The following is a 21,186-nucleotide window of genomic DNA, read 5'->3' as shown; positions in this document are numbered from 1 at the left end:
CTTCTAAAGTACTAGGGTAATGCAAGATAAAAAGACTTTGAGTTTTTTTTCAAAGAAAAGGATTTACTAAACGTAAAACTCTTTTAATACATTAATAGTAGTTTCTATTTCTTTTATGGTATTTAGTTTGCTAAAAGAAAAACGGACAGAGGTTTTCTCCTTTTCCTCAGCTAATAAAAACTCATTCAAAACATGAGAGCCTTTATTACTTCCACTTTGACAGGCACTTCCACCTGACGCAGCTATCCCCTTCATATCCAATGAAAACAACATCATTTCATTCACCCAAGGAAGCCTAACATTTAAAATTGTATAACTACTTGTGTTTAAATTTTCTGATTCTCCGTTAAACTTTACTTCAGTAAATTCTCCCTTCAATCTTTCAATAAAATGCACCTTTATACCTTCTATCAATTCCCTATCTTCATTCATATTACTATAAGAAAGCTCCATAGCTTTTTCCATTCCTAAAATTGAATGTACGTTTTCTGTACTAGAGCGAACTCCTCTTTCTTGATCTCCTCCATGAAACAATGGTTTAACCACACATCCTTTTTTAACATAAGCAAAACCAACCCCTTTAGGACCGTGAAACTTATGAGCACTTGCTGTCATAAAATCTAAAGATACCTCTTGTAGATCAAGATTAAAATGACCTATTGCTTGAACGGTATCTGAGTGAAATAAGGCATTATTTTGTTTACAAATGTTCGCTACTTCTTGAATAGGTAATAAATTTCCTATTTCATTATTCACCCACATCAAACTAACCAAGGCTTTACCTCTAACCTCTGAAAGAATATTGGAAAGTTCTTTTGTACTGATATTACCTTTAGCATCTATATTCAAATAAACAACTTCAATATTATATGCTTCTCTTAAAAAATCGACTGTATGAAGTACTGCATGATGTTCTATTTTGGAAGTAACAATCGTATCAACTCCCAAATTTATAACAGCATTTTGTAATATTAGATTATCAGCTTCCGTACCCCCTGAAGTAAAAACAATCTCACTACTGGTTACATTAAAATAACTAGCTATATTTTTTCTAGCTTTTTCAATTGAAGCCTTCGCTGATCTACCAAATTGATGTGTTGAAGATGGGTTTCCAAAATTCTCAAACATTGATCTGTTAATCACTTCAATTACTTCTGGTAAAACAGGCGTAGTAGCTGCGTTGTCTAAATAAATTGTATTCATAAAGCAAAGATACTAATTAGGGTTTTGAAATATATACACTTCAGTTGCTCCCAATCCATATTTTTGATAAGAAGCGTCATAATATTTAACAGGGTAATTATTAAGTAGAAAGTTTAATTCAGATTTCAAAACACCTTCTCCTACTCCATGTATAAATACAATTTTAGATATTCTTTTTTGAATACAGTATTCTATTTTATTTCGAGCAATATCAATTTGATATGACAAGATATCATATGTATCCATTCCTTTTGTTGATTTCAATAGTTTTTCTATATGTAAATCAACCTCCATCACTATTTCATTTTTGGTCTTTACAAAAGATTTCACCTTTTTCTTCACCTCTACTCTTTTTTCTCTGAGCATTTCACTATGAATATCAATATACTTACTTAAATCACTTTGATCGACACCTATCTTTACTAATTCTTCTTTAAAAAACCGATACTCCATCCCTTCCTTGTCTTTAACGAGAACCTCATTTTTAATAACACCAACCACAACCCCTTCTATAACATCATCAATTACAGCAACTTTGTTACCAATTTCAAAACACATACTTAACTATTATTTAATTTACTAAAGAAAGTTAGCCTTTACATTTGCAGATATTTCTAGATGCAAAAGAACGTTAAATAAATGATTAGCTCAAAAAACATTAACACAAAAGTTTTTTTCGAAAACGCAAAGAATAGTTTACGCTTAACAGAAGAAAGAGAAGATTTATTATTGGAAATAGCTGATACAATTTCTGATGAATATTTTGATCGAGAAAAAGTAAACATAAACTTTATTTGTACACATAATTCAAGAAGGAGTCAATTTGCACAAGTATGGTCTTATTTTGCAGCCAATTACTTTGAGCTTTCTAATTTTTCTACCTTCTCGGGAGGTACTGAAGCCACAGCCTTCCATAGAAATACTGTCAGAGCCTTACAATACGCAGGATTTGAATTTAATGTTGAAGATTTCTCTCATCAAAACCCAAAATATCTTATATCTTTCAGAGGCAGCAAATCTCCTTTGAGTGCTTTTTCCAAGACCTTTGAAAACCCTATTAACGAGTTTCCATATATCGCTATTACAACATGTGACAGTGCAGATGAAAAATGTCCGTTTATCCCTGATGCAACACATCGTTTTCACTTACCTTATAGTGATCCAAAATCATCTGATAGTAAAGATAACACCAAAGAAACCTATATTGCTACCAGTAAACAAATTGCTGGTGAAGTCTATTTTATTTTCGAAGAGATAAAAAGACAAATTTCAGAAAACTAATTGACCCCAAATCACAACTTCTATTATAAGATATAACAATTGATTCTTTTTTTAAAATTCAACTAAAGCAATACTATATTAAAATTAAGAAAGTATGTAATTCATTTTGAACAACTTATTCATTAGAAAAATCTACTCTACAAAGTAAACTAAACTTCTGTATGCTTATCGTAAGGGATGCTTTTTAAAATATGATTTATCACATTAATTCTTGCAATAGTTTTTCTATTGGCTCTAATAACTTTCCATGGAGAGGTTTTTGTATTAGTTTTTGAAAACATCGTGCGTTTATATTTGGTGTATTCATCCCAAAGTTCCTGAGCGCGCTCATCAACAGGAGTCATTTTCCATTGCTTTAATGGATCATTTTTTATCTCGTTAAATCGTTTCGCTTGCTCCTTTTTCGTAATAGACATATATATTTTCACCAAACGAATTCCCGACTCAAGTATCATTCTTTCAAAATCATTTACTTGATTCATAAAAACCTCATATTCTTCAGGAGTACAAAAACCATTTACAGGTTCAACTACCGCCCTATTATACCAGCTTCTATCGAAAAAAATCATTTCACCCGCTTTAGGAAATCGCTCTACATATCTTTGAAAATACCATTGTGTTTTCTCATCTTCATTAGGCTTAGGTAAAGCAACAATCCTCATATGTCGAGGGTTTATACGTTCTGTAATTCTTCGAATAGCACCACCTTTTCCGGCTGCATCTCTTCCTTCAAAAATTACTATAATTCTTTCATCGTTTTTTATTGCCCATGTTTGCAAACGAATTAATTCAACCTGAAGTTTTTTCAGTTTTCGTTCGTAGTTCACATATCGAATAGCTCTTTCTAAATTGTAAGGCTCTTTTGACAATATCGCTTTTAAACCTCTCGTTGTATTAAGCTTATTAACGTCTTTTTGAGTTAAGTTTTCCATAGTTTAATCTAAGTGATTAACCGATCGGTAATAACGCATTACCACATTCGGATCGGGGTTTAAAATTGTTTTTGATTCTTCTTTTCCTTCGTAATTAAACTGAGATAAAACATGTCGTATACATTCTATACGAGCCTTTTTCTTATCATTTGTTTTAACTGCAATCCAAGGACTATATGTTGTGTGAGTTTTGCTAAACATTTCATCTTTATAAAATGTATACTTATCCCATAACTCCTGCCCTTTCTTATCTACTGGACTAAATTTCCAACGCTTTAGCGGGTCGTTATTTCTTGCATTAAATCTTCTCAATTGTTCAGTTTTTGAAATTGACAACCAAAACTTAATAATAACAACTCCATCTTCGTATAGCATATGTTCAAATTCTGGAACCTGCACTAAAAATTTCTTGTATTGGTTTTCTGTACAGAATCCCATGACTGGTTCAACAACCGCTCTATTGTACCAGCTTCTATCAAAAAAAACAATTTCACCTGGATTTGGTAATTCCTTTATATACCTTTGAAAATACCATTGTCCTTTTTCAACCTCAGTAGGTTTGTTAAGGGCAACCAATCGCATAGTTCTCGGATTTAAATGTTCAGTAAACCTTCTTATACTACCACCTTTTCCTGCCGCATCTCTTCCTTCAAAAATTACCGCTACTCTCTTATTATTTTTCGCTATCCATTGCTGCAACTTTACTAATTCAACCTGAAGCAATTTTAGCTCATTTTCATACTTAATCTTAGATTCAACTTTTTCTATAGAAATCCCTTTCTTCTTGACCACTTCAATCAATTCTTCATTCGATTTAATACTTTGAAAATCACTAATAGTCAACTTTGGTCCTTCCTTCATATGGAGATAATAATTATTTTATAAATTTAACACATGGTACGCTAAAATAAAATGATATTTGTACTATGAAAAATTTTAAAGCATTTTTATTTCTAATGTTTCCCTTTTTGTCTTATTCTCAAAAGCAGTTTAGCACAGAATTTAGCTTTATAAACGACAATGATCTTTACATTTCTTTTCAGCAAGACAGGTACTATACCAATGGAATGTTTTTCAATTACCGCTTTATAAGCAAGGATTCTACCCTTCAAATTGCAAAAAAAATATTCAACATTGAGGTAGGGCATAAAATCTTTACTCCTTTCAAAGCTGTTGTTCAATCTCCTGAACAACATGATCGTCCTTTTGCAGGGTATTTATATGGAGCTTTAGGTATACATCACTTCTTCGAGAACAACTCTTTTTTAAAAAACTCAATTGAAATAGGTATTATTGGTCCAGGCTCTATGGCAGAAGAGCTTCAAAATTTCATACATGATATTTACGGTTTTAGAAGAGCTATCGGATGGAAGTATCAAATTAGGAATGCCTTTGCTCTTAATTTTAAATCATCTTTTGGGAAAACAATTACTAAAAACACATTAAACCATTTTGATGTAACCTGGATTAATACAGCCAATTTCGGTACAGTTTTAACCAGCATCTCTACTGGTTTTCATTCAAGAATTGGGCTTAAACCTTTGCAACGAATCATCAATTCGATAGCATTTAATAGTAGCCTAAACAAAAAAGGTTCTGATTTGTATAATGAAAAGGAGGCTTTTTTTTATATAAAACCGCAAATTGAATATGTTTTGTACGATGCTACCATACAAGGAAGTTTCCTTAACACAAGTAGTCCAATCACCTATTCAGCTATGCCTTTTGTATTTACAACAGAGTTTGGCATTCGATTTACAGCGGGCAATTTTAACTTTGGATACGCCGTAAATTACCACTCCAAAAAACTCAAAAGCATTCAAGTTCCAAGGGGAAATTTCTTCGGAACTATCCAGATTAACTATCAATTTGAATAGATAAAAAAAATAAATTTTAAAAATCATCAAATTAAAATATATTTGTAGTTCGAATCATTAGAAACACAATCAATGAAATTTATCGTATCTAGCTCTCAATTATTAAAACAACTACAGGTTTTAGGAGGGGTTATAAATAGCAACAATACATTACCTATTTTAGACAACTTCTTGTTTGAGTTATCTGAAAACAAACTTAAAATATCATCTTCGGACCTTGAAACCACTATGAGTTCATTGGTAGAAGTTGAAAGTACAGATACTGGTGCCATTGCTATCAACGCAAAGCTTCTATTAGATACTTTAAAAACATTTCCTGATCAACCTTTAACCTTCAAAACTGAAGGAGAGAGTACGATTGAGATTATTTCCGAGCAAGGAAAATATGATATGGCTTACTTTAACGGAGATGAATTCCCCAAAGCTGTTGAACTTCCTTCTCCAAGCAATACTGAAATACCTTCTCATATTCTAGCTACAGCAATTAATAAAACAATTTTTGCTACAGGGAACGATGACTTAAGACCAGTTATGAGTGGTGTATTTTTTCAATTTAACTCGAAAGAATTGACCTTTGTTGCCACCGATGCTCACAAACTTGTAAAATATACAAGAACAGATGTTACTGCCGATAAATCAGCAGAATTCATCATGCCAAAAAAACCTTTAAATTTATTGAAAGGAATTTTAGGAGGTTCTGAAGAAAATGTAATTATTGAATATAATGACACCAATGCCAAGTTTACATTTGACAATGTTGTTTTAATCTGTCGTTTAATCGATGGAAAATACCCTAATTACGAAGCCGTAATTCCAAAGGAAAACCCAAACAAGTTAACCGTTGACAGAGCTACTTTCTTAAACTCTGTTCGTCGTGTTTCAATTTTCTCTAGTAAAACTACTCATCAAATTCGCTTGAAAATGGCGGGTACAGAGTTAAATATTTCTGCTGAAGATTTAGATTACGCGAACAAAGCTGATGAACGTTTAATGTGTGACTACCAAGGTGATGATATGCAAATTGGATTTAACTCTCGCTTTTTAAGTGAAATGTTGAACAATTTAAGCTCTAATGATGTTTTAATTGAGATGAGTTTACCTAACAGAGCTGGAATTTTAACTCCAATTGACGGAACCGAAGACGGAGAGTTAATTACAATGCTTGTAATGCCAGTTATGTTAAATGGATAAGATTATCATTTAAGATATATAAAACAAAAGGTAGCCTAAACGGCTACCTTTTTTATTTCATTGCAATCATATATTAATAATATATTGTTGCGGAAACTGTGTTTGGATTTGTGCTGTACCAATGTGCCCAGTGTTTTGTATATCCTTCCAAAGGTTTATAAATGTTTGGAGCTGCAGGAAAACCTACTGACCAATCATATACTTTATTCGCCGAATTACAATAACAGTATTTATGACTAGATGCACTTAAAGTTACTGGAGGAAATCCGAATGTAGAAGTAATTTCGTACGTTATCTGATACTCCAATCTGTTATCTGTTTTTACTGTTTTCCACCAAGACCACCATAAAAACTTTTTACGCTCTTCTACTTTAGTTTTTGCGCCAATTGAACTATAAAACAACCAATATCCATTGTATTGCCTCGCCTTCATACGATAGTTATTACTAAAATACTTATACGAAGTTGCCCCACGAAGCCCTTTTCCTTCTACCTCTCTTTCTGGCTGGTTATTATGTTTATATATAGTTAACTCCTTACTAAACTTGTAGGTATCTCCATTCCCTATTCTAACTTCGCCTGCATTGTAGGCAGACAGAAACTTCGGAATACTCGATGCTCCTCCTACTGAATAACTGTAAACAAAATCTCCATCAATTCTATAAGTGTTGTCTTCAATACCAATCTCCCCGTCTTCATTCAATAACAATAATAACATGTCATCATTTGATGATACTATAGGGGTATCTCTTTCTTTTATTCCTAGTTGTTCCGCCTCTTTTCCCTCAAGATTGTAAACTAACAACAAAGGGTTGTATTTTCCTTCTTCAGACATTTTTCTTGCCTCATCAAGCAAATCTACTTCACCTTCTTGCCTTATAGATATAAACTCCTTTAATTCATCTATGCTTCCAAAACGCAGCATATTATTTTCATTACTCTTGAATACAGATAAATCATTTTGATTTTCTGGATTAGACATTTCTTCTTCTTTACACGAAATAATCATGATACTTAACATGATTAATGCAATCATTTTTTTCATAAGGTTATGGTTTTAGTTTTACCTACTCTTGCGCTTTTCGGTTACCGCGATAAATTACAAATTTGATTAGTTAGTGTGTTACAATACACCAAACATCGTCACGAAACTTGAACTAGTATTAGTTAGTGACTATGCAAAACTAAAACACCTCATATTCATTAAAGTAATGTTAAAAACTATAATTAGAAGGGGGAAAAAACATAAAAAAACAGGTTTTTTTTTTCATTTAATTCCCCTTGGTTTTCATTAAAAGACAAGACCTAAAAGAAATAATTAACAAAGCTTTAATTATTGTTAATACATTTCCCTTTTAAAAACCATAAATAATTGTAAATTTACGTCTTTCAAACTAGACAAATTACGATGGGTAAAATTATTGCAATAGCAAATCAAAAAGGTGGTGTTGGTAAAACAACAACAACTGTTAATTTAGCGGCAGCTTTAGGTGTTTTAGAAAAAAAAAGTACTATTGATAGACGCTGACCCTCAAGCAAATGCAACTTCTGGACTTGGTATAGATGTTGAAAGTATTGAAGCTGGAACATATCAAGTTTTAGAACATACAATTGATCCTAAAGAAACTATCGTTACTACGGAATCTCCAAATGTAGACTTAATACCGGCGCATATTGATTTAGTAGCTATTGAAATTGAACTAGTTGACAAACAGCAAAGAGAGTTCATGTTGAAAAAAGCTTTAGAAAGTGTTATAGACTCTTATGATTATATCTTAATTGATTGTGCCCCTTCTCTCGGTTTAATTACTCTAAACTCATTAGTTGCGGCTCATTCTGTAATTATTCCTATCCAATGTGAATATTTTGCTCTTGAAGGTCTTGGAAAACTATTGAATACTATTAAAAGTGTTCAAAAAATCCATAATCAAAGTCTAGCTATTGAAGGTTTACTATTGACCATGTATGATCCACGTTTACGTTTATCGAATCAGGTGGTTGAAGAAGTTCGTAAACATTTTAGTTCAATGGTTTTTGAAACTGTGGTTCATAGAAATATTCGTTTAAGTGAAGCCCCAAGTTATGGTGAAAGCATTATTTCTTATGATGCAACCAGTAAAGGTGCGGTAAATTACTTAAGTTTGGCGAATGAAATTTTAAACAAAAAAGCGTAAAAACAATAATGGCAAAAGCAACAAAAAAACAAGCTCTAGGTAGAGGTTTATCGGCATTATTAAAAGAAACAGCTGAAGTTAGCTCAGCATCTGATAAGAATGCGGACAAACTGGTAGGAAACATTATAGAAATTGATGTTAAGTCGATAGAAGTTAACCCTTTCCAACCCAGAACTTATTTTGATGAAGAAGCTTTAAGAGAATTAGCCAGTTCAATAAAAGAATTAGGTGTAATTCAGCCAATTACCGTTCGTAAACTTGATAGTGATAAGTTTCAGTTAGTTTCAGGAGAACGTCGTTTTAGAGCTTCAAAACTTATTGGCAACACAAAGATTCCTGCTTATATCAGATTGGCGAATGATCAGGAAATGCTGGAAATGGCATTAGTTGAAAATATTCAACGTAAAAATCTGGATCCAATCGAGGTAGCTCTTTCATATCAACGTTTAATAGATGAAATTCAGCTTACTCAAGAAGAATTAAGTACTCGTGTGGGAAAAAAGCGTTCTACTGTTACAAATTATCTACGTCTTTTAAAATTAGACCCAATCATTCAAACGGGAATGAGAGATGGTTTTATTTCAATGGGACATGGAAGAGCTTTAATTAACGTAGATAGCAATACTGATCAATTAAACATTTACGAAAAAATTGTTCGTGATAAACTTTCAGTTAGACAGACTGAAGATTTGGTTAAAAACTTAAAAGCAGGAACAATTACTAAAGCTGCTAAGAAAAAAGCTTTACCAAAACATATAGTTGATGGAGCGAAAGAGATGACGGATTACTTTGGCAACAAAGTTGATGTAACGGTAAACAATAGAGGTAAAGGAAAAATATCGATTAACTTTAATTCAGAAGAAGATTTTAATCGAATAAAAAAATTATTACAATAATTGTTAGTAAAAAGAATCATATTTGTTTTTTTAGTCTTCTTGTTATCTTTTAGTACCTATGCTCAAAAAGATTCATTAAACATTAAGGTCAAAAAAACACAAATAACTACAGATTTATACAATCCTTTATCACCATCTAAAGCTGCTTTTTATTCAGCTATATTTCCTGGTGGAGGGCAGATATATAATAAAAAATACTGGAAAGCCCCAATTGTTTGGGGTGCGATTGGAGCAAGTGCTTACTACTATATAACAAATAGTAACGACTACGACAGATTTAGAACTGCATTCAGATTAAGATCCCAAGGATTGAAAGATGAATTCACGGATGATAATGGTAACCAAATAATTTCAACTTCAGGTTTAGAAAATGCCCAAAAAGTATTAAGAAAAAACCGTGATTTATCATTACTTACAGGGGTTCTTTTATACGTTCTTCAAATCGTTGAAGCTAGTGTAAACGCGCATTTACTTCAGTTCGAAACAAACGACAATTTAACAATAAACCCATCTCTCACAACGGACCCCATGTTTCAGGAGGCTCCGCGAGTTGGTTTAACTTTTAAATATTCTTTCTAAAATAATGAAAATAGCCTTACTAGGATACGGTAGAATGGGTAAAGAAATTGAGAAAATAGCTTTACAACGTGGGCATGAAATCGTAATAAAATACTCTGGAAAAGAAAACTATAATATAAAAGACGCCGATGTTGCCATAGATTTTAGCATTCCAACTATTGCTTATGATAATATCACAAACTGCTTAACAAACAATATTCCTGTTGTTTCAGGAACCACTGGTTGGTTGGATAACTATGACGACGTAGTAAAGCTTTGCAATGATAACAAGGGCGGTTTTATTTACGCCTCTAACTTTAGCCTGGGAGTCAATATCTTTTTTGAATTGAATAAGCAATTGGCTAAAATGATGAAAAATTTGGAGCAATATACTACGAGTATTGAAGAAATTCATCATACCAAAAAATTAGATGCTCCTAGTGGTACCGCAATAACTTTAGCTGAAGATATTATTAATAACTCACTAAAAAACACTTGGACTTTGGATGGTGATACTGATAATAATAACATTCCTATTACCGCTATAAGAACTCCTGATGTTCCTGGAACTCACACAACTTCATACCAATCAATTGTTGATTCTATTGATATAAAACATACCGCTCATAACCGACAAGGTTTTGCTTTAGGTGCAGTAATTGCTGCCGAATGGTTAGTTGATAAAACGGGAGTTTTTAGCATGAAAGATGTGTTAAACTTAGGTTAAATACGTAACTTTTTTACTAAAAGTAAACTTATAAACTGAATCTCACTCAAACGTTGAGGATAAAATATTAAAATTATGACATTTACTGAATGGTTTATTTTCTTTTTGATAATCCAAGTAATTCATTTCCTTGGAACATGGAAGTTGTACGTTAAGGCTGGAAGACAGGCTTGGGAAGCAGCTGTTCCGATATACAACGCTGTTGTTTTAATGGGAATTATTAATCGTTCAAAATGGTGGGTAATTCTTTTATTCATTCCTATCGTAAATCTTTTAATGTTCCCTATTGTTTGGGTAGAAACATGTAGAAGCTTTGGTTTTAATAAAGGAAAAGATACGATCCTTGCCATTGTTACTTTTGGCTTTTATCTTTTCTATATAAATTATGCAACGGATGCTGTATATAAGGAAAATAGAAGTTTAAAACCTCCTACGGCGGTTGATGAATGGTTAAGTTCAATTGCGTTCGCTATTATTGCAGCCACTTTGGTGCATACCTACTTTATGCAACCTTATACCATACCAACTTCATCATTAGAAAAAACATTACTAGTAGGAGATTATTTATTCGTTAGTAAATTTCATTATGGTGCGCGCGTTCCGATGACAACAGTTTCTGTACCTATGGTGCATGATACAGTTCCTGGCTTGGGTGTTAAATCTTTTTTGTCTGAAGATAAAGCTGAAAACAAGAACAATTGGAAGAATAAGCTCTCTTTACCATATATGAGGCTTCCAGGGGTTCAAAAGATAAAAAGAAATGAAATTGTTGTATTTAGCTGGCCTGCTGATACTACAAAGACTATGTGGGGAGATGTTTCAGGAAAACAAACTTATAAACCTATTGATAAAAGAACTAACTATGTTAAAAGATGTGTTGGAATACCTGGCGATAGTTTAGAAGTTAGAGACGGTTACGTGTATATTAATGGTGAAAAAACTATTTTACCAGATAGAGCTAAACCGCAATGGTATTTTAAAGTAGATGTTGGCGGAAATAAATTCAGTCGTGGTGATATTGAGAGATATAAAATGGCTAAAGAAGGTAAAGTGGGAGATGATGGTATCTACTACCTAAATTTGACCGACGAGGAGGCCGCTTCTTTAGAAAAGAATTCAATTGTAAAAAGTATTGAAAAATTATTAAAACCTAGAGGTAATTTTGATAAATCAGTATTCCCTCATGATGCTAGATATCCTTCATCATCTGATAATTTTGGACCTATATATATTCCTAAAGAAGGTGTTACTGTAAAACTTAATGATGCCACTATTCCGTTCTATGAACAAATTATTCGTAGATATGAGAATAATGACTTAACTATTTTTGGTGATGATATTTATATTAACGGAAAAAAGGTTTCTGAATATACTTTTAAGCAAGATTACTATTGGATGATGGGTGATAACCGTCAACGTTCTTTAGATGCAAGAAACTGGGGTTACGTACCTTTTGATCATGTAGTGGGGAAACCTGTTATGATTTGGTTCAGTATTGATAAAGACACCAATAAAATTCGCTGGGATAGAATGTTTACTACCGTTGGGGGTAGTGGTAAGCCCGTTTCTTATTTATGGGTTGTAGTAATACTTATTGCTGGATACATTTTTTACAGTATCAAAAAGAGTAAGAAGAAAAAAGTATAATGGCATTATTCATCCCCACCTACTTTGCTCCTATTTCTCAATATGCAGCAATTTATCAATCAGATCGTGTTGTTTTTGAAGTTCATGATAACTTTCAAAAACAAACCTATCGCAATCGTTTCTGCATATACGGAGCTAATGGAAAACTTTCATTAAGTATACCAGTAAAACATAAAACAAACGAAGGCAGAAAGAAAACTAGGGATACTCTTGTAGAAAATGACTTCCCATGGCAACAGCAGCATTTGAAATCGCTACAAACAGCCTACAGATCCTCTCCTTTTTTCGAATTTTTCGAAGACGAATTAACTACGATATTCTCTAAGAAATACAAGTATTTGCATGATGTAAATCTCGATACATATAGCTTTGTTTCAGAAGCTCTTGAATTGGATCATGATTATATCAAAACAGAGGATTATGTTATTGAAGTAGACAACGATTTTCGTCAATTAGCTCTTGCCAAAAAAGGTATTTCAATAGAAATGGATTCTTATATCCAAATGTTTGATGACAAGCACGGTTTTCTTCCAAATCTATCGATACTAGATCTTCTGTTTATGGAAGGGCGTAATACGATTAGTTTTTTAGAAAAAATTTCAGTAAATTTGAAGTAGACACTTACCCCCAACCTATTTACTATAAGCACTTTAAGAAGCCCTTCGTTTAATTGCTCATCTTATACAAATAAGACATGCAACACAATTTAGAACACTTTGTTCGATACTTTATGCCTAATATTTCAGACTATTCTCTGAATCTTTTTAGTTCTATAACCATACATAAACATTTTTCAAAAGGTAAAGTAATTATTAAGCAAGGTCAGGTTCCAACTAACTTTTATATACTTACGAATGGAGTTGCCAGAAGTTTCATAAAAAACAATAATAATAGAGAGCATACCCGCACTATATATACGGCTATGAGTACATGTGGCGCCCTTTCATCATTAATTTCAGAATCCAAATCTAACGCAACTTATGAGTGTTTAACAGACTGTGATTGCCTTATGGTAAACTTTAAAAAACTTGTTAAAATAACAAAGTCCAATCACGAAATGTCCTTACTCTATTCTAAAGTAATGGAAAAAATATTTATTAGAACCGAAGAGCGAGTCGATGAGTTAGCTTTATTAAACGCTACTGAACGCTATTTAAAACTAAAAAAAGATATTCCAGAGATTGATAATCTTATTCCCCAGTACCATATTGCCTCATTTTTGAACGTTACTCCAGTGCAACTCAGTAGGATACGAAAAAAACTATACTCTGTTTAATTATAAACATATGTTAATCTTTCTGTTTGATATTAAACATATATTTGACACTTAAAATATTAATAATTGGGATTCCCCAAATTATTTAGTTTCCCCTTACAGAAAGAAAGGTTTGTTTTTAACAAACCTTTTCTTTATTTTATAAATCTTTTTATCACATCATTAATTTGATCCGATACCTTCAACTTTATTACCACTGTCATATATAATATTATGATAATAACACTCTTTAATATGATATTTATTATTGGGCTAATATTAAACCTATAAACATTCAATTCCGGAACATTAAAGTTCCAATAATTAAACACAAAATAAAAACCCACAATTATAGTTAGTTGTAAAATTGTTTTTAAGGTAAATGGGAACATTTTTAACTTGTGATGAACAAACCATGTTTTAAAGAGCCCGAAAAATATTATTGATAAAAAAGTCGCAAAAGCCAAGCCTTCTGTTCCATAATTTAAATCATAATAAAAATACTTATTTAAATAAACGAGCATTAAGGCCATTCCTAATCCATTAAACAACGTAATTCTATAATATTTAGAATTATTTATGATTGCTCTATTATTTCCCAACGACATATTGAATAGTTTAGCACATGAAATAAAAAAAACCACAAGCTCACCCCCAGCATAACCTTCTGGCATTATTTTAAATAATTCAGTAACATTCGTGTTCACGAGCACAAAAAACAATCCACCTACCAACATCAAATTAATAGAACTCTTTTTATACAAGCTTACAACCTCTTCATTATTATCCTCATTTATAGATTTTGAAGTTAACGGATCCAATATTTGTGTCATCGCCCTGCTTGGCGCCTCAATAAAGGAACCTATAAACACTGCCACAGCATAGTAAGCTGCAACACTTAATGTGTCTTTTCCTCCTATCATTAATTTGTCTATATCAAGTATAATAGCACTTGCACTTCCTGCCAAAATAATATATAAAGAATATCGAATTACTTCTTTAAAATTATCTGGAACACCAAAGTAAAATTTAGGAGCATATAATTTTAATGCATAAGTAGACATTATAATCGTTCTTATAACATATGCATATGAAAGATAAATTACAAATTCCTGTTTGGTTATAATCTCAAAATAAACCGCACAAAGTAAAATCATCACAGCAATTCTATTGTATAATTCCTTTAAAAAATTACCGAATACTGATTGCATTTGAACTTTAGCCCAAGAATAAAATACCTCAAAGTACGCACAACTGATCGCTACGATATAAATATATAAGGTATAATTTTCGACGACTACATTATCTTCCGATAAAAACTTCATAATAAGTATATGGAAGTAATTCCAGAAATAACCAATTATAATTGCAATAATTAAAGGAAAGAAGATGATTGAACTTAAAAATCTATCTTTTTGTTCTTTTTTATCATAGCTCGAAAAAAACTTTACGATTGTAAAATGAATACCTAAAGCCATTAAGGGCATCACCAAGTTGGAGGTAGATAAGACTAACGTTACGAGTCCATAGTACTCTTCTTTTAAAAACCGAGCATATAAAACCACGGTATTAATACCACCAATTAAAAATCCTAAATATATAATTAAGGTATTTCTCAGTGATTGTTTAAAAATAATTCCCAAAGTAAATTGTTTTGTTAATTTTTAGAAGTTTGATTGATGAAAGTTACTAATTTTTTAGTTAATTCCTTTCTATGGAATCTTGACACGTCATCTGTTAAATTATTGATACCTGATGTTTTATAAATTTTATAAAGATTTAAAATATGCTCTTTAAGTTTAGCTTTTTCTAAATCATAATCGAAAACCTTCCCTGAATTGGTTTCCGCTATAATTCCAGCCAAATCTCCATCGGTAGGTGCTATTCCTAATATTGGCCTCCTTGCTTGCAGGTATTCAAAAGTTTTACCTGGAATCATTTCTTTCGAACTAGGATAATCATTCACAACAATTAACAACAGCTGCGATTCACGTTGGTATTGCTTCGCTCTAGGATGTGGTACATAACTTACTTTTTCAATATTTTTAATAGAACTCCGATCAAGATCTTCAGCAACTGTTTTATCTATTTTACCAATGAATCTTAGTACAAAATCTTTTCTAAAATCCACATTCTCTTCCGAAATTTCCGAAAGTACCTCCCATAATTTCTTGGGATTTCTCTCAGAGTTCATCATACCAATATGTGTCAATGTAAATTTTGAGTCCAAAACTATGCTTTGGGTAGCAAAATCCCCATCCTCATCAAAACCGTTCGTTATTACATCTATAGATCTTGCGGTATCCTTATACTTCTTCATGGCATGATTACTCACCATTAAAACACTATCGGCTGTCTTCAATACCTTTTCTTCAAGTTCATAGTGTTTCTTTATAGATTTCTTCTTTAGTGGTAACAAATGAAAATAATCGACACTTGTCCAAGGATCACGAAAATCTGCGATCCACTTTACGCCCATTGCTTTTTTTAAGTGCAAACCAATTAAATGAACACTATAAGGCGGTCCTGTTGTTATAAGAGCATCAATTTTATTATCCTCTAAGTACTTCTTTAACTTTTTTACCGAAGGTTTTATCCAAAACATTCTTGCATCAGGTATAAAATAATTGGCTCGAATGTAAAGCATCAGTTTCTCAATAAAACTAGGATTAGGATTTAAAAACCCCATACTTTTTTGAGTATTTCCTTTTTTAAATTTTGATATAATACCATTTGGTTCAAGAATAGGGTATTTAATAACCTCAATCCCTTCTGGTATATCTTTCTTTAAAGATTCATCAATTATTGGGTACGATGGATTATCTGCCGTAAAAACTACAGGTTCTACCCCATAATCCCTAAGGTATTTCACAAACTTTAACCATCGTTGCACACCGGGTCCTCCTGCTGGTGGCCAATAGTAAGTAACAATTAATACTTTCAAGCTAATTTCTTATATAGTTCTTTTAAATCTTTTGAAGTTTTATCCCAAGTAAATGTATTCCTTACAAACTCACTTCCATTCTTACCTAATTCAGTTCTAAGTCCTTCATTTTTGTATAGACGAAGAAGTTTTTCGGTAAAATCATCAATATTTTTTGCTTGATGTGCTAATCCTGAGTTCACTCGCATAACAACTTCTTCCTGTGCGGTAGCATCACTAACTAGCAAAGGTTTCCCTAAACTCATATATTGAAATATCTTATTTGCATAAGTGGTATCGTGATGAATATTTCTATGTAATGGAGAAAGACACACATCTGAATTTTTTATCCATTCAGGAAATGTAGCATCATTTTGCCATCCCATTATTTTTACTTGATTCTCCAACCCTAATTCCGACACCTTGTTTTCAAGACGTTGAGAGCTTTTCCCTACCACCACAAAAATTAGATTTTGGATTTCATTTTTCAGTTTTACCATACTTTCGAATACAGTATCCAATCCTCTTCTTTCTCCTGTATCTCCTAAATACAACAACACAAACTCATCTTCCGATTTCTTAAATGGAATACTTGGATGTTTTGTATCCTCAAAAAAAGCGGTTCTAACCGTATTGGGAACAACTACCAATTTTTCCAATGAAATTTTCGCTCTGCTCGCCAATTCTTTTTTTGCTTCTTCCGTTACCACTACCACGTTTGTTGCTTTCCTTACAAACTCTTCTTCCTTTTTTATCCATTTCTCAATAGATATTAACAACTTACCACGCAGTTTTTTCATATGCGGGTAAAATCGCATAATTTCTGGCCTATTTTCATGTAAATCTAAAATAGTCGGTAAATCATTATAATTTGCTTCAAACGCTGCCTGTGCAATTTTCATATCATGAATATGAACTATATCAACCTTATTTTTAACAATAAAGTCTTTTATTTTCTTTTTCATCAAAAATGTATAGATAGGAATTGTATACACTAAGGCAGACATCTTATATTCGAACATATTCGTTTTATATCTTCGAACGTGAATTCCTTTCACAAGTTCTTCATTTACCTCTTGTCCATAGGTTAAACAAAAAAGAAAAACCTCATGTCCGTCTTTTATGAGCTCCAAAGCCTCGTTTTCAACTCTTGGATCAGGTGGATACACATTATCCAAGATCATTCCTACTCTCATTTTTCTTTATTTTTCAGCATATACTGCATAATACCTAGGTGTAAAACTTCTTAAAACGGGTCTAATTCCTAATTTATTAATTGGATTTGTCCATTTTTCAGTATTCTTTACCTTCCATCCCGATTTTTCCATTAGCCAGTCAAATTGCCAATCTTCAAATTCATGATAATGTCTGTCACGCATGTCAGTTTTACTTCTGTAAGCATTCGCAAACCACAATTTTAAAGGAACTGTAGCTACCACTTTAGTCGCTTCTATTTCTCTTAAAACATTAAAGGGAGCCAAAAGGTGTTCAAATATTTCAAATGCAGTTACGGCATCAACATCAAACTTCTTAACTAATTCAGGTAACAAGTCTAAATCCTCACCTTCTGTATTAAAAACGGTATACCCATTTTGCTCCATTATTTCACTAAACGGGTTTCTTACTCCTAAATCTAAAATCTTCGCTGGAGCTGGAATATGTTTTTTTAAAAATTCTAATGTATGATTATATCTTTTCTTTGGAAGTTTACTATACATCTATCTTAATTCATTTATCAAACATTAAATGCTTAGGGATATAAGCACTATACTTTTTCTTTTTGTTTTCTTTTATTAAAAACGATAAAGCCAAAAGGTATAATTATCATAAACGCATATGATATCAAGCTAATGGTATTTCCTGTACTTATAATAGTTGGCTCAAACTTAAACTCAATTACATGATCGCCCGAAGGAACAGTCATTCCTCGTAACACATAATTTACTCTTTCGTATGGCACTTGATCACCATCTAAATAAGCATTCCAACCATGTTTATAGTATATTTCAGAAAAAACAGCAAATTGTTCAACCTTTGAAGAACTTTTATATTTTAAATATGCTGCATCTCTTTCAATCATATTTATGATTGCCGTAGAATCATTCTTAAATTTCGTCTTCTTCGTTAAGCCAATATTTTTCAAGCTTTCACTTCTTATAATAGCTTCTTTTTTAGTCTTTAAACTATCTAAACCTTGTATTTCACCATTCGCAGAATCAACAATTTTTAAAGTATTCACAAACCATGAACTACCGTTAGCCTCTGGATTTTCTTGAACCTTGCCCTCACCAACAATAAAATACTTGGTATTTAGCATATTTAACACTTCAAAATTATTCTTCGCTATTTGGTATTCAAACAATTCCTGATAACGCTTCATTTTTGCTGCATGATAACCTCCTATTGAATTATGAAAATAGGATGTTCTTGCTTCATTCAGAATATTCCCTGAAAAATTGGCAACACGATAGTATCCTTTATCTTTCAAAATTTCTTTATCAGCATTATTTGCCACAAAAGGTTTATCTACATTTCTTGCCGTAGTAAAATCTTCCTTGTTAACATAATTCAAATTGACAGAAACCAAATCGAAAATAATTACACCTGCAAGTGCCATAATGGCAAAATGACTCTTTAATTTTTCATTTAATGTTGCCCAAAGAACACCTCCTGCAATTAAAACGAGTATTAATGATCTAAAACTATCACTAGTTAGCATAGATTTTCTATCGGCAATTAATGCATCCACCAATTCTGGAAGCTGCTGTTGGTACTGAGAATCTCTTAATCCTTCGAAATCAAACAGACTTGATCCCATTAACGCAAACAACAAAGTAACTCCTCCTATAATATAAAGAGCCTTTTTTAAACCTTCTAGCTTTTCTTCTTTTGACACCTCCTTTGAAAAGAACTGTTTTAAAGCTAAAACCCCCAGTAAAGGTACACACAACTCAGCTATTACCTGAATAGACGATACAGCTCTAAACTTGTCATATAATGGAAAATAATCTATAAATAAATTCGTTGGTAATGGAAAATTCTTCCCCCAACTCATAATAATTGAAAATACAGTGGCACTCACTAACCAGTATTTAAGTTTTCCTCTAACTAAAAAGATACCAAGGAAAAACAAAAAGAAAACTACTGCACCAATATATGCAGGAGCTTCTACTATTGGTTGTTTTCCCCAATAAGTTAGTACTTGACTTGAAAAATCTCTAGCAACACTATCACCTGCTTTTAATTTTACAGTTTCATAAAAGGTAGAATTCTCATCCAATTTCTCAACAGTACCTCCTCCCATAAATCTAGGTATAAGTAAATTGAATGTTTCAGTAATTCCATAACTATATTCAGTAATATATGCCTTATCTAAACCATTTGATTTTTCTTTAGGACTTCCATCTGGATGAATTGTTAATTCTGACTTTCCACGTGTACTTTCGGCTGCGTACTCTTTTGTTGCTAGCAAACGTGTTGAATTAACACTTATACCTAAAAAGCAGGCGGCCAAAACTAGTACTGTCTTTTTCACGAATAAAGGTAATTCCTTGTTCTTATAAGATTCGATCAATTCAACAATACCAAAAATCAACAAACTGAACCCCAAATAATAAGTCATTTGTGGGTGGTTTGCAGCTATTTCCAATGCCATTGCAAATGAGGTTAATACAAAACCGAGTAAATATCGTTTTTGATAAACATACATAATACCAGCAATAACCATAGGCATGTACCCTATTGCATGCGCTTTAGCATTATGTCCCGCTCCAAATATAATTATGAGATACGTTGAAAAACCAAAGGAGAGGCTTCCTAAAACGGCAAGCTTCCAATCGACCTTCAATGCCGTCAATAAGATAAAAAAGCTCAGAAAATACAAGAATAAATAATCAGCTGGTCTTGGTAAAAATCGAATAACTTTATCAACATATCTTATAAAATCGTTAGGGTAATAAGCTCCCACTTGATAAGTAGGCATACCACTAAAAGCGTTATTTAACCAAAATGACTCCTTTCCTTTGTCCATTCTATATTGAGATGACTCACGAGCCATACCAATATATTGTGTTATATCGCCTTGTTTTATTTTTTTTCCACTTAAAACAGGATTAAAATAAAGCAACGATGCAATTGTAAAAACAACACCAGTAATGATGTATGGTAAAAACTTTTTGTATTTCATGACTAATCTATCTCTTCGAAATCAACGTACTCTCCTACATCTTTATTACTATTCTTGGCATTGCCAGGCTTTTTATCAATAACTGTTTTTCCTTCTTCTACAGTAGTATCCTGTTTATTACCAAACTCTCTTTGTGCTTTTTTTTGTACCTTATCTACTGCTTTTTTCAGCAAATATGGACCAAATAATTTGACAACAAATTTTACTGCATAGTATACTAAAAGGATTATTAAAAGTGTTCTTAAAAAATTCATAGGTCCTGCTTGATGTATTATCATCTAAAAAAATGTTCAAAAAATTACTCAAAAATAACAATTTGACGCAAAAGGTAGCGTT

20 protein-coding genes and 1 pseudogene are annotated in these 21,186 nt (G+C 32.2%); 10 read left to right on the top strand and 11 right to left on the bottom strand.

Annotation, left to right across the window (positions count from 1 at the left end):
• Positions 1–66: 66 nt before the first annotated feature.
• Both BLW23_RS19085 and BLW23_RS19080 read right to left on the bottom strand, forming a co-directional pair.
• Positions 67–1,203, bottom strand: coding sequence for a cysteine desulfurase family protein (locus BLW23_RS19085; RefSeq protein WP_093672865.1), 1,137 nt, complete (start codon positions 1,201–1,203; stop codon positions 67–69).
• 12 nt (positions 1,204–1,215) lie between these two features.
• Positions 1,216–1,761, bottom strand: coding sequence for a Smr/MutS family protein (locus BLW23_RS19080; RefSeq protein ID WP_093672863.1), 546 nt, complete (start codon positions 1,759–1,761; stop codon positions 1,216–1,218).
• Between the two features lie 81 nt (positions 1,762–1,842).
• Between BLW23_RS19080 and BLW23_RS19075 the strand changes: the two genes are divergently transcribed.
• Entirely contained in the window at positions 1,843–2,484 is a 642-nt protein-coding gene (locus tag BLW23_RS19075) for a low molecular weight phosphatase family protein (RefSeq protein ID WP_093672861.1), read from the top strand.
• 149 nt (positions 2,485–2,633) lie between these two features.
• Here the strand turns inward: BLW23_RS19075 and ppk2 (BLW23_RS19070) are convergent, their stop codons facing one another.
• A complete protein-coding gene (ppk2, locus tag BLW23_RS19070; protein WP_093672859.1) occupies positions 2,634–3,416 on the bottom strand; it encodes a polyphosphate kinase 2 in 783 nt (260 codons plus the stop codon).
• Positions 3,417–3,419: 3 nt separating this feature from the next.
• Positions 3,420–4,277: a polyphosphate kinase 2 gene (gene ppk2, locus BLW23_RS19065; RefSeq protein WP_093672857.1), complete on the bottom strand. Its 858-nt coding sequence runs from the start codon at positions 4,275–4,277 to the stop codon at positions 3,420–3,422.
• A gap of 65 nt (positions 4,278–4,342) precedes the next feature.
• Between ppk2 (BLW23_RS19065) and BLW23_RS19060 the strand changes: the two genes are divergently transcribed.
• Together BLW23_RS19060 and dnaN are read left to right on the top strand one after the other, a co-directional pair.
• On the top strand, positions 4,343–5,293 hold the full coding sequence (locus BLW23_RS19060) for a lipid A deacylase LpxR family protein (RefSeq protein WP_093672855.1): 951 nt from the start codon (positions 4,343–4,345) through the stop codon (positions 5,291–5,293).
• A 72-nt stretch (positions 5,294–5,365) separates the two neighbouring features.
• The gene (gene dnaN / locus BLW23_RS19055; protein WP_093672853.1) at positions 5,366–6,484 is read left to right on the top strand and encodes a DNA polymerase III subunit beta; all 1,119 of its coding nucleotides are present in this window, start codon (positions 5,366–5,368) and stop codon (positions 6,482–6,484) included.
• A gap of 73 nt (positions 6,485–6,557) precedes the next feature.
• Here dnaN and BLW23_RS19050 read toward each other — a convergent pair whose 3' ends face one another.
• Positions 6,558–7,529, bottom strand: a complete 972-nt coding sequence (locus BLW23_RS19050; protein ID WP_143032229.1) for a hypothetical protein — start codon at positions 7,527–7,529, stop codon at positions 6,558–6,560.
• Between the two features lie 363 nt (positions 7,530–7,892).
• On the opposite strand from BLW23_RS19050, the pseudogene BLW23_RS19045 reads away from it, so the two are divergent.
• The 7 genes and pseudogenes from BLW23_RS19045 (at position 7,893) to BLW23_RS19015 (ending at position 13,762) form a co-directional block, all read left to right on the top strand.
• A pseudogene (locus tag BLW23_RS19045) lies at positions 7,893–8,658 on the top strand (ParA family protein).
• Between the two features lie 8 nt (positions 8,659–8,666).
• Positions 8,667–9,554 (top strand): ParB/RepB/Spo0J family partition protein, encoded by an 888-nt coding sequence (locus BLW23_RS19040; RefSeq protein ID WP_093672849.1) that lies wholly within the window; start codon positions 8,667–8,669, stop codon positions 9,552–9,554.
• Entirely contained in the window at positions 9,555–10,133 is a 579-nt protein-coding gene (locus tag BLW23_RS19035) for a DUF5683 domain-containing protein (RefSeq protein WP_093672847.1), read from the top strand.
• A gap of 4 nt (positions 10,134–10,137) precedes the next feature.
• Positions 10,138–10,839, top strand: coding sequence for a 4-hydroxy-tetrahydrodipicolinate reductase (gene dapB / locus BLW23_RS19030; protein WP_093672844.1), 702 nt, complete (start codon positions 10,138–10,140; stop codon positions 10,837–10,839).
• 75 nt (positions 10,840–10,914) lie between these two features.
• The gene (gene lepB, locus BLW23_RS19025; RefSeq protein WP_093672842.1) at positions 10,915–12,486 is read left to right on the top strand and encodes a signal peptidase I; all 1,572 of its coding nucleotides are present in this window, start codon (positions 10,915–10,917) and stop codon (positions 12,484–12,486) included.
• Positions 12,486–13,103: a WbqC family protein gene (locus BLW23_RS19020; RefSeq protein ID WP_093672840.1), complete on the top strand. Its 618-nt coding sequence runs from the start codon at positions 12,486–12,488 to the stop codon at positions 13,101–13,103. Before lepB ends, BLW23_RS19020 begins: the two co-directional genes overlap by 1 nt.
• A 77-nt stretch (positions 13,104–13,180) precedes the next feature.
• Positions 13,181–13,762 carry a Crp/Fnr family transcriptional regulator gene (locus BLW23_RS19015; protein ID WP_093672838.1) on the top strand — a complete coding sequence of 194 codons (582 nt, stop codon included), beginning with the start codon at positions 13,181–13,183 and terminating at the stop codon, positions 13,760–13,762.
• Positions 13,763–13,896: 134 nt separating this feature from the next.
• Here the strand turns inward: BLW23_RS19015 and BLW23_RS19010 are convergent, their stop codons facing one another.
• From BLW23_RS19010 to BLW23_RS18985, 6 genes are read right to left on the bottom strand one after another with little or no spacing between them, the layout of a single operon-like run.
• The gene (locus BLW23_RS19010) at positions 13,897–15,384 is read right to left on the bottom strand and encodes a lipopolysaccharide biosynthesis protein (RefSeq protein WP_093672836.1); all 1,488 of its coding nucleotides are present in this window, start codon (positions 15,382–15,384) and stop codon (positions 13,897–13,899) included.
• 14 nt (positions 15,385–15,398) lie between these two features.
• The gene (locus tag BLW23_RS19005) at positions 15,399–16,685 is read right to left on the bottom strand and encodes a glycosyltransferase family protein (RefSeq protein WP_093672834.1); all 1,287 of its coding nucleotides are present in this window, start codon (positions 16,683–16,685) and stop codon (positions 15,399–15,401) included.
• Positions 16,682–17,860, bottom strand: coding sequence for a glycosyltransferase family 4 protein (locus BLW23_RS19000; protein ID WP_093672832.1), 1,179 nt, complete (start codon positions 17,858–17,860; stop codon positions 16,682–16,684). Before BLW23_RS19000 ends, BLW23_RS19005 begins: the two co-directional genes overlap by 4 nt.
• A gap of 6 nt (positions 17,861–17,866) precedes the next feature.
• Positions 17,867–18,382, bottom strand: a complete 516-nt coding sequence (locus tag BLW23_RS18995) for a methyltransferase domain-containing protein (protein ID WP_093672830.1) — start codon at positions 18,380–18,382, stop codon at positions 17,867–17,869.
• 47 nt (positions 18,383–18,429) lie between these two features.
• Positions 18,430–20,850, bottom strand: coding sequence for a YfhO family protein (locus BLW23_RS18990; protein ID WP_093672828.1), 2,421 nt, complete (start codon positions 20,848–20,850; stop codon positions 18,430–18,432).
• 2 nt (positions 20,851–20,852) lie between these two features.
• Positions 20,853–21,128, bottom strand: coding sequence for a DUF4834 family protein (locus tag BLW23_RS18985; RefSeq protein ID WP_255362838.1), 276 nt, complete (start codon positions 21,126–21,128; stop codon positions 20,853–20,855).
• Positions 21,129–21,186 lie beyond the last annotated feature (58 nt).

This window comes from Tenacibaculum sp. MAR_2009_124 (genome assembly GCF_900105455.1).
Classification (GTDB): Bacteria; Bacteroidota; Bacteroidia; order Flavobacteriales; family Flavobacteriaceae; genus Polaribacter.
The sequence above is the reverse complement of the archived record's forward strand: the minus strand, read 5'-3'. Positions and strand labels throughout refer to the sequence as shown.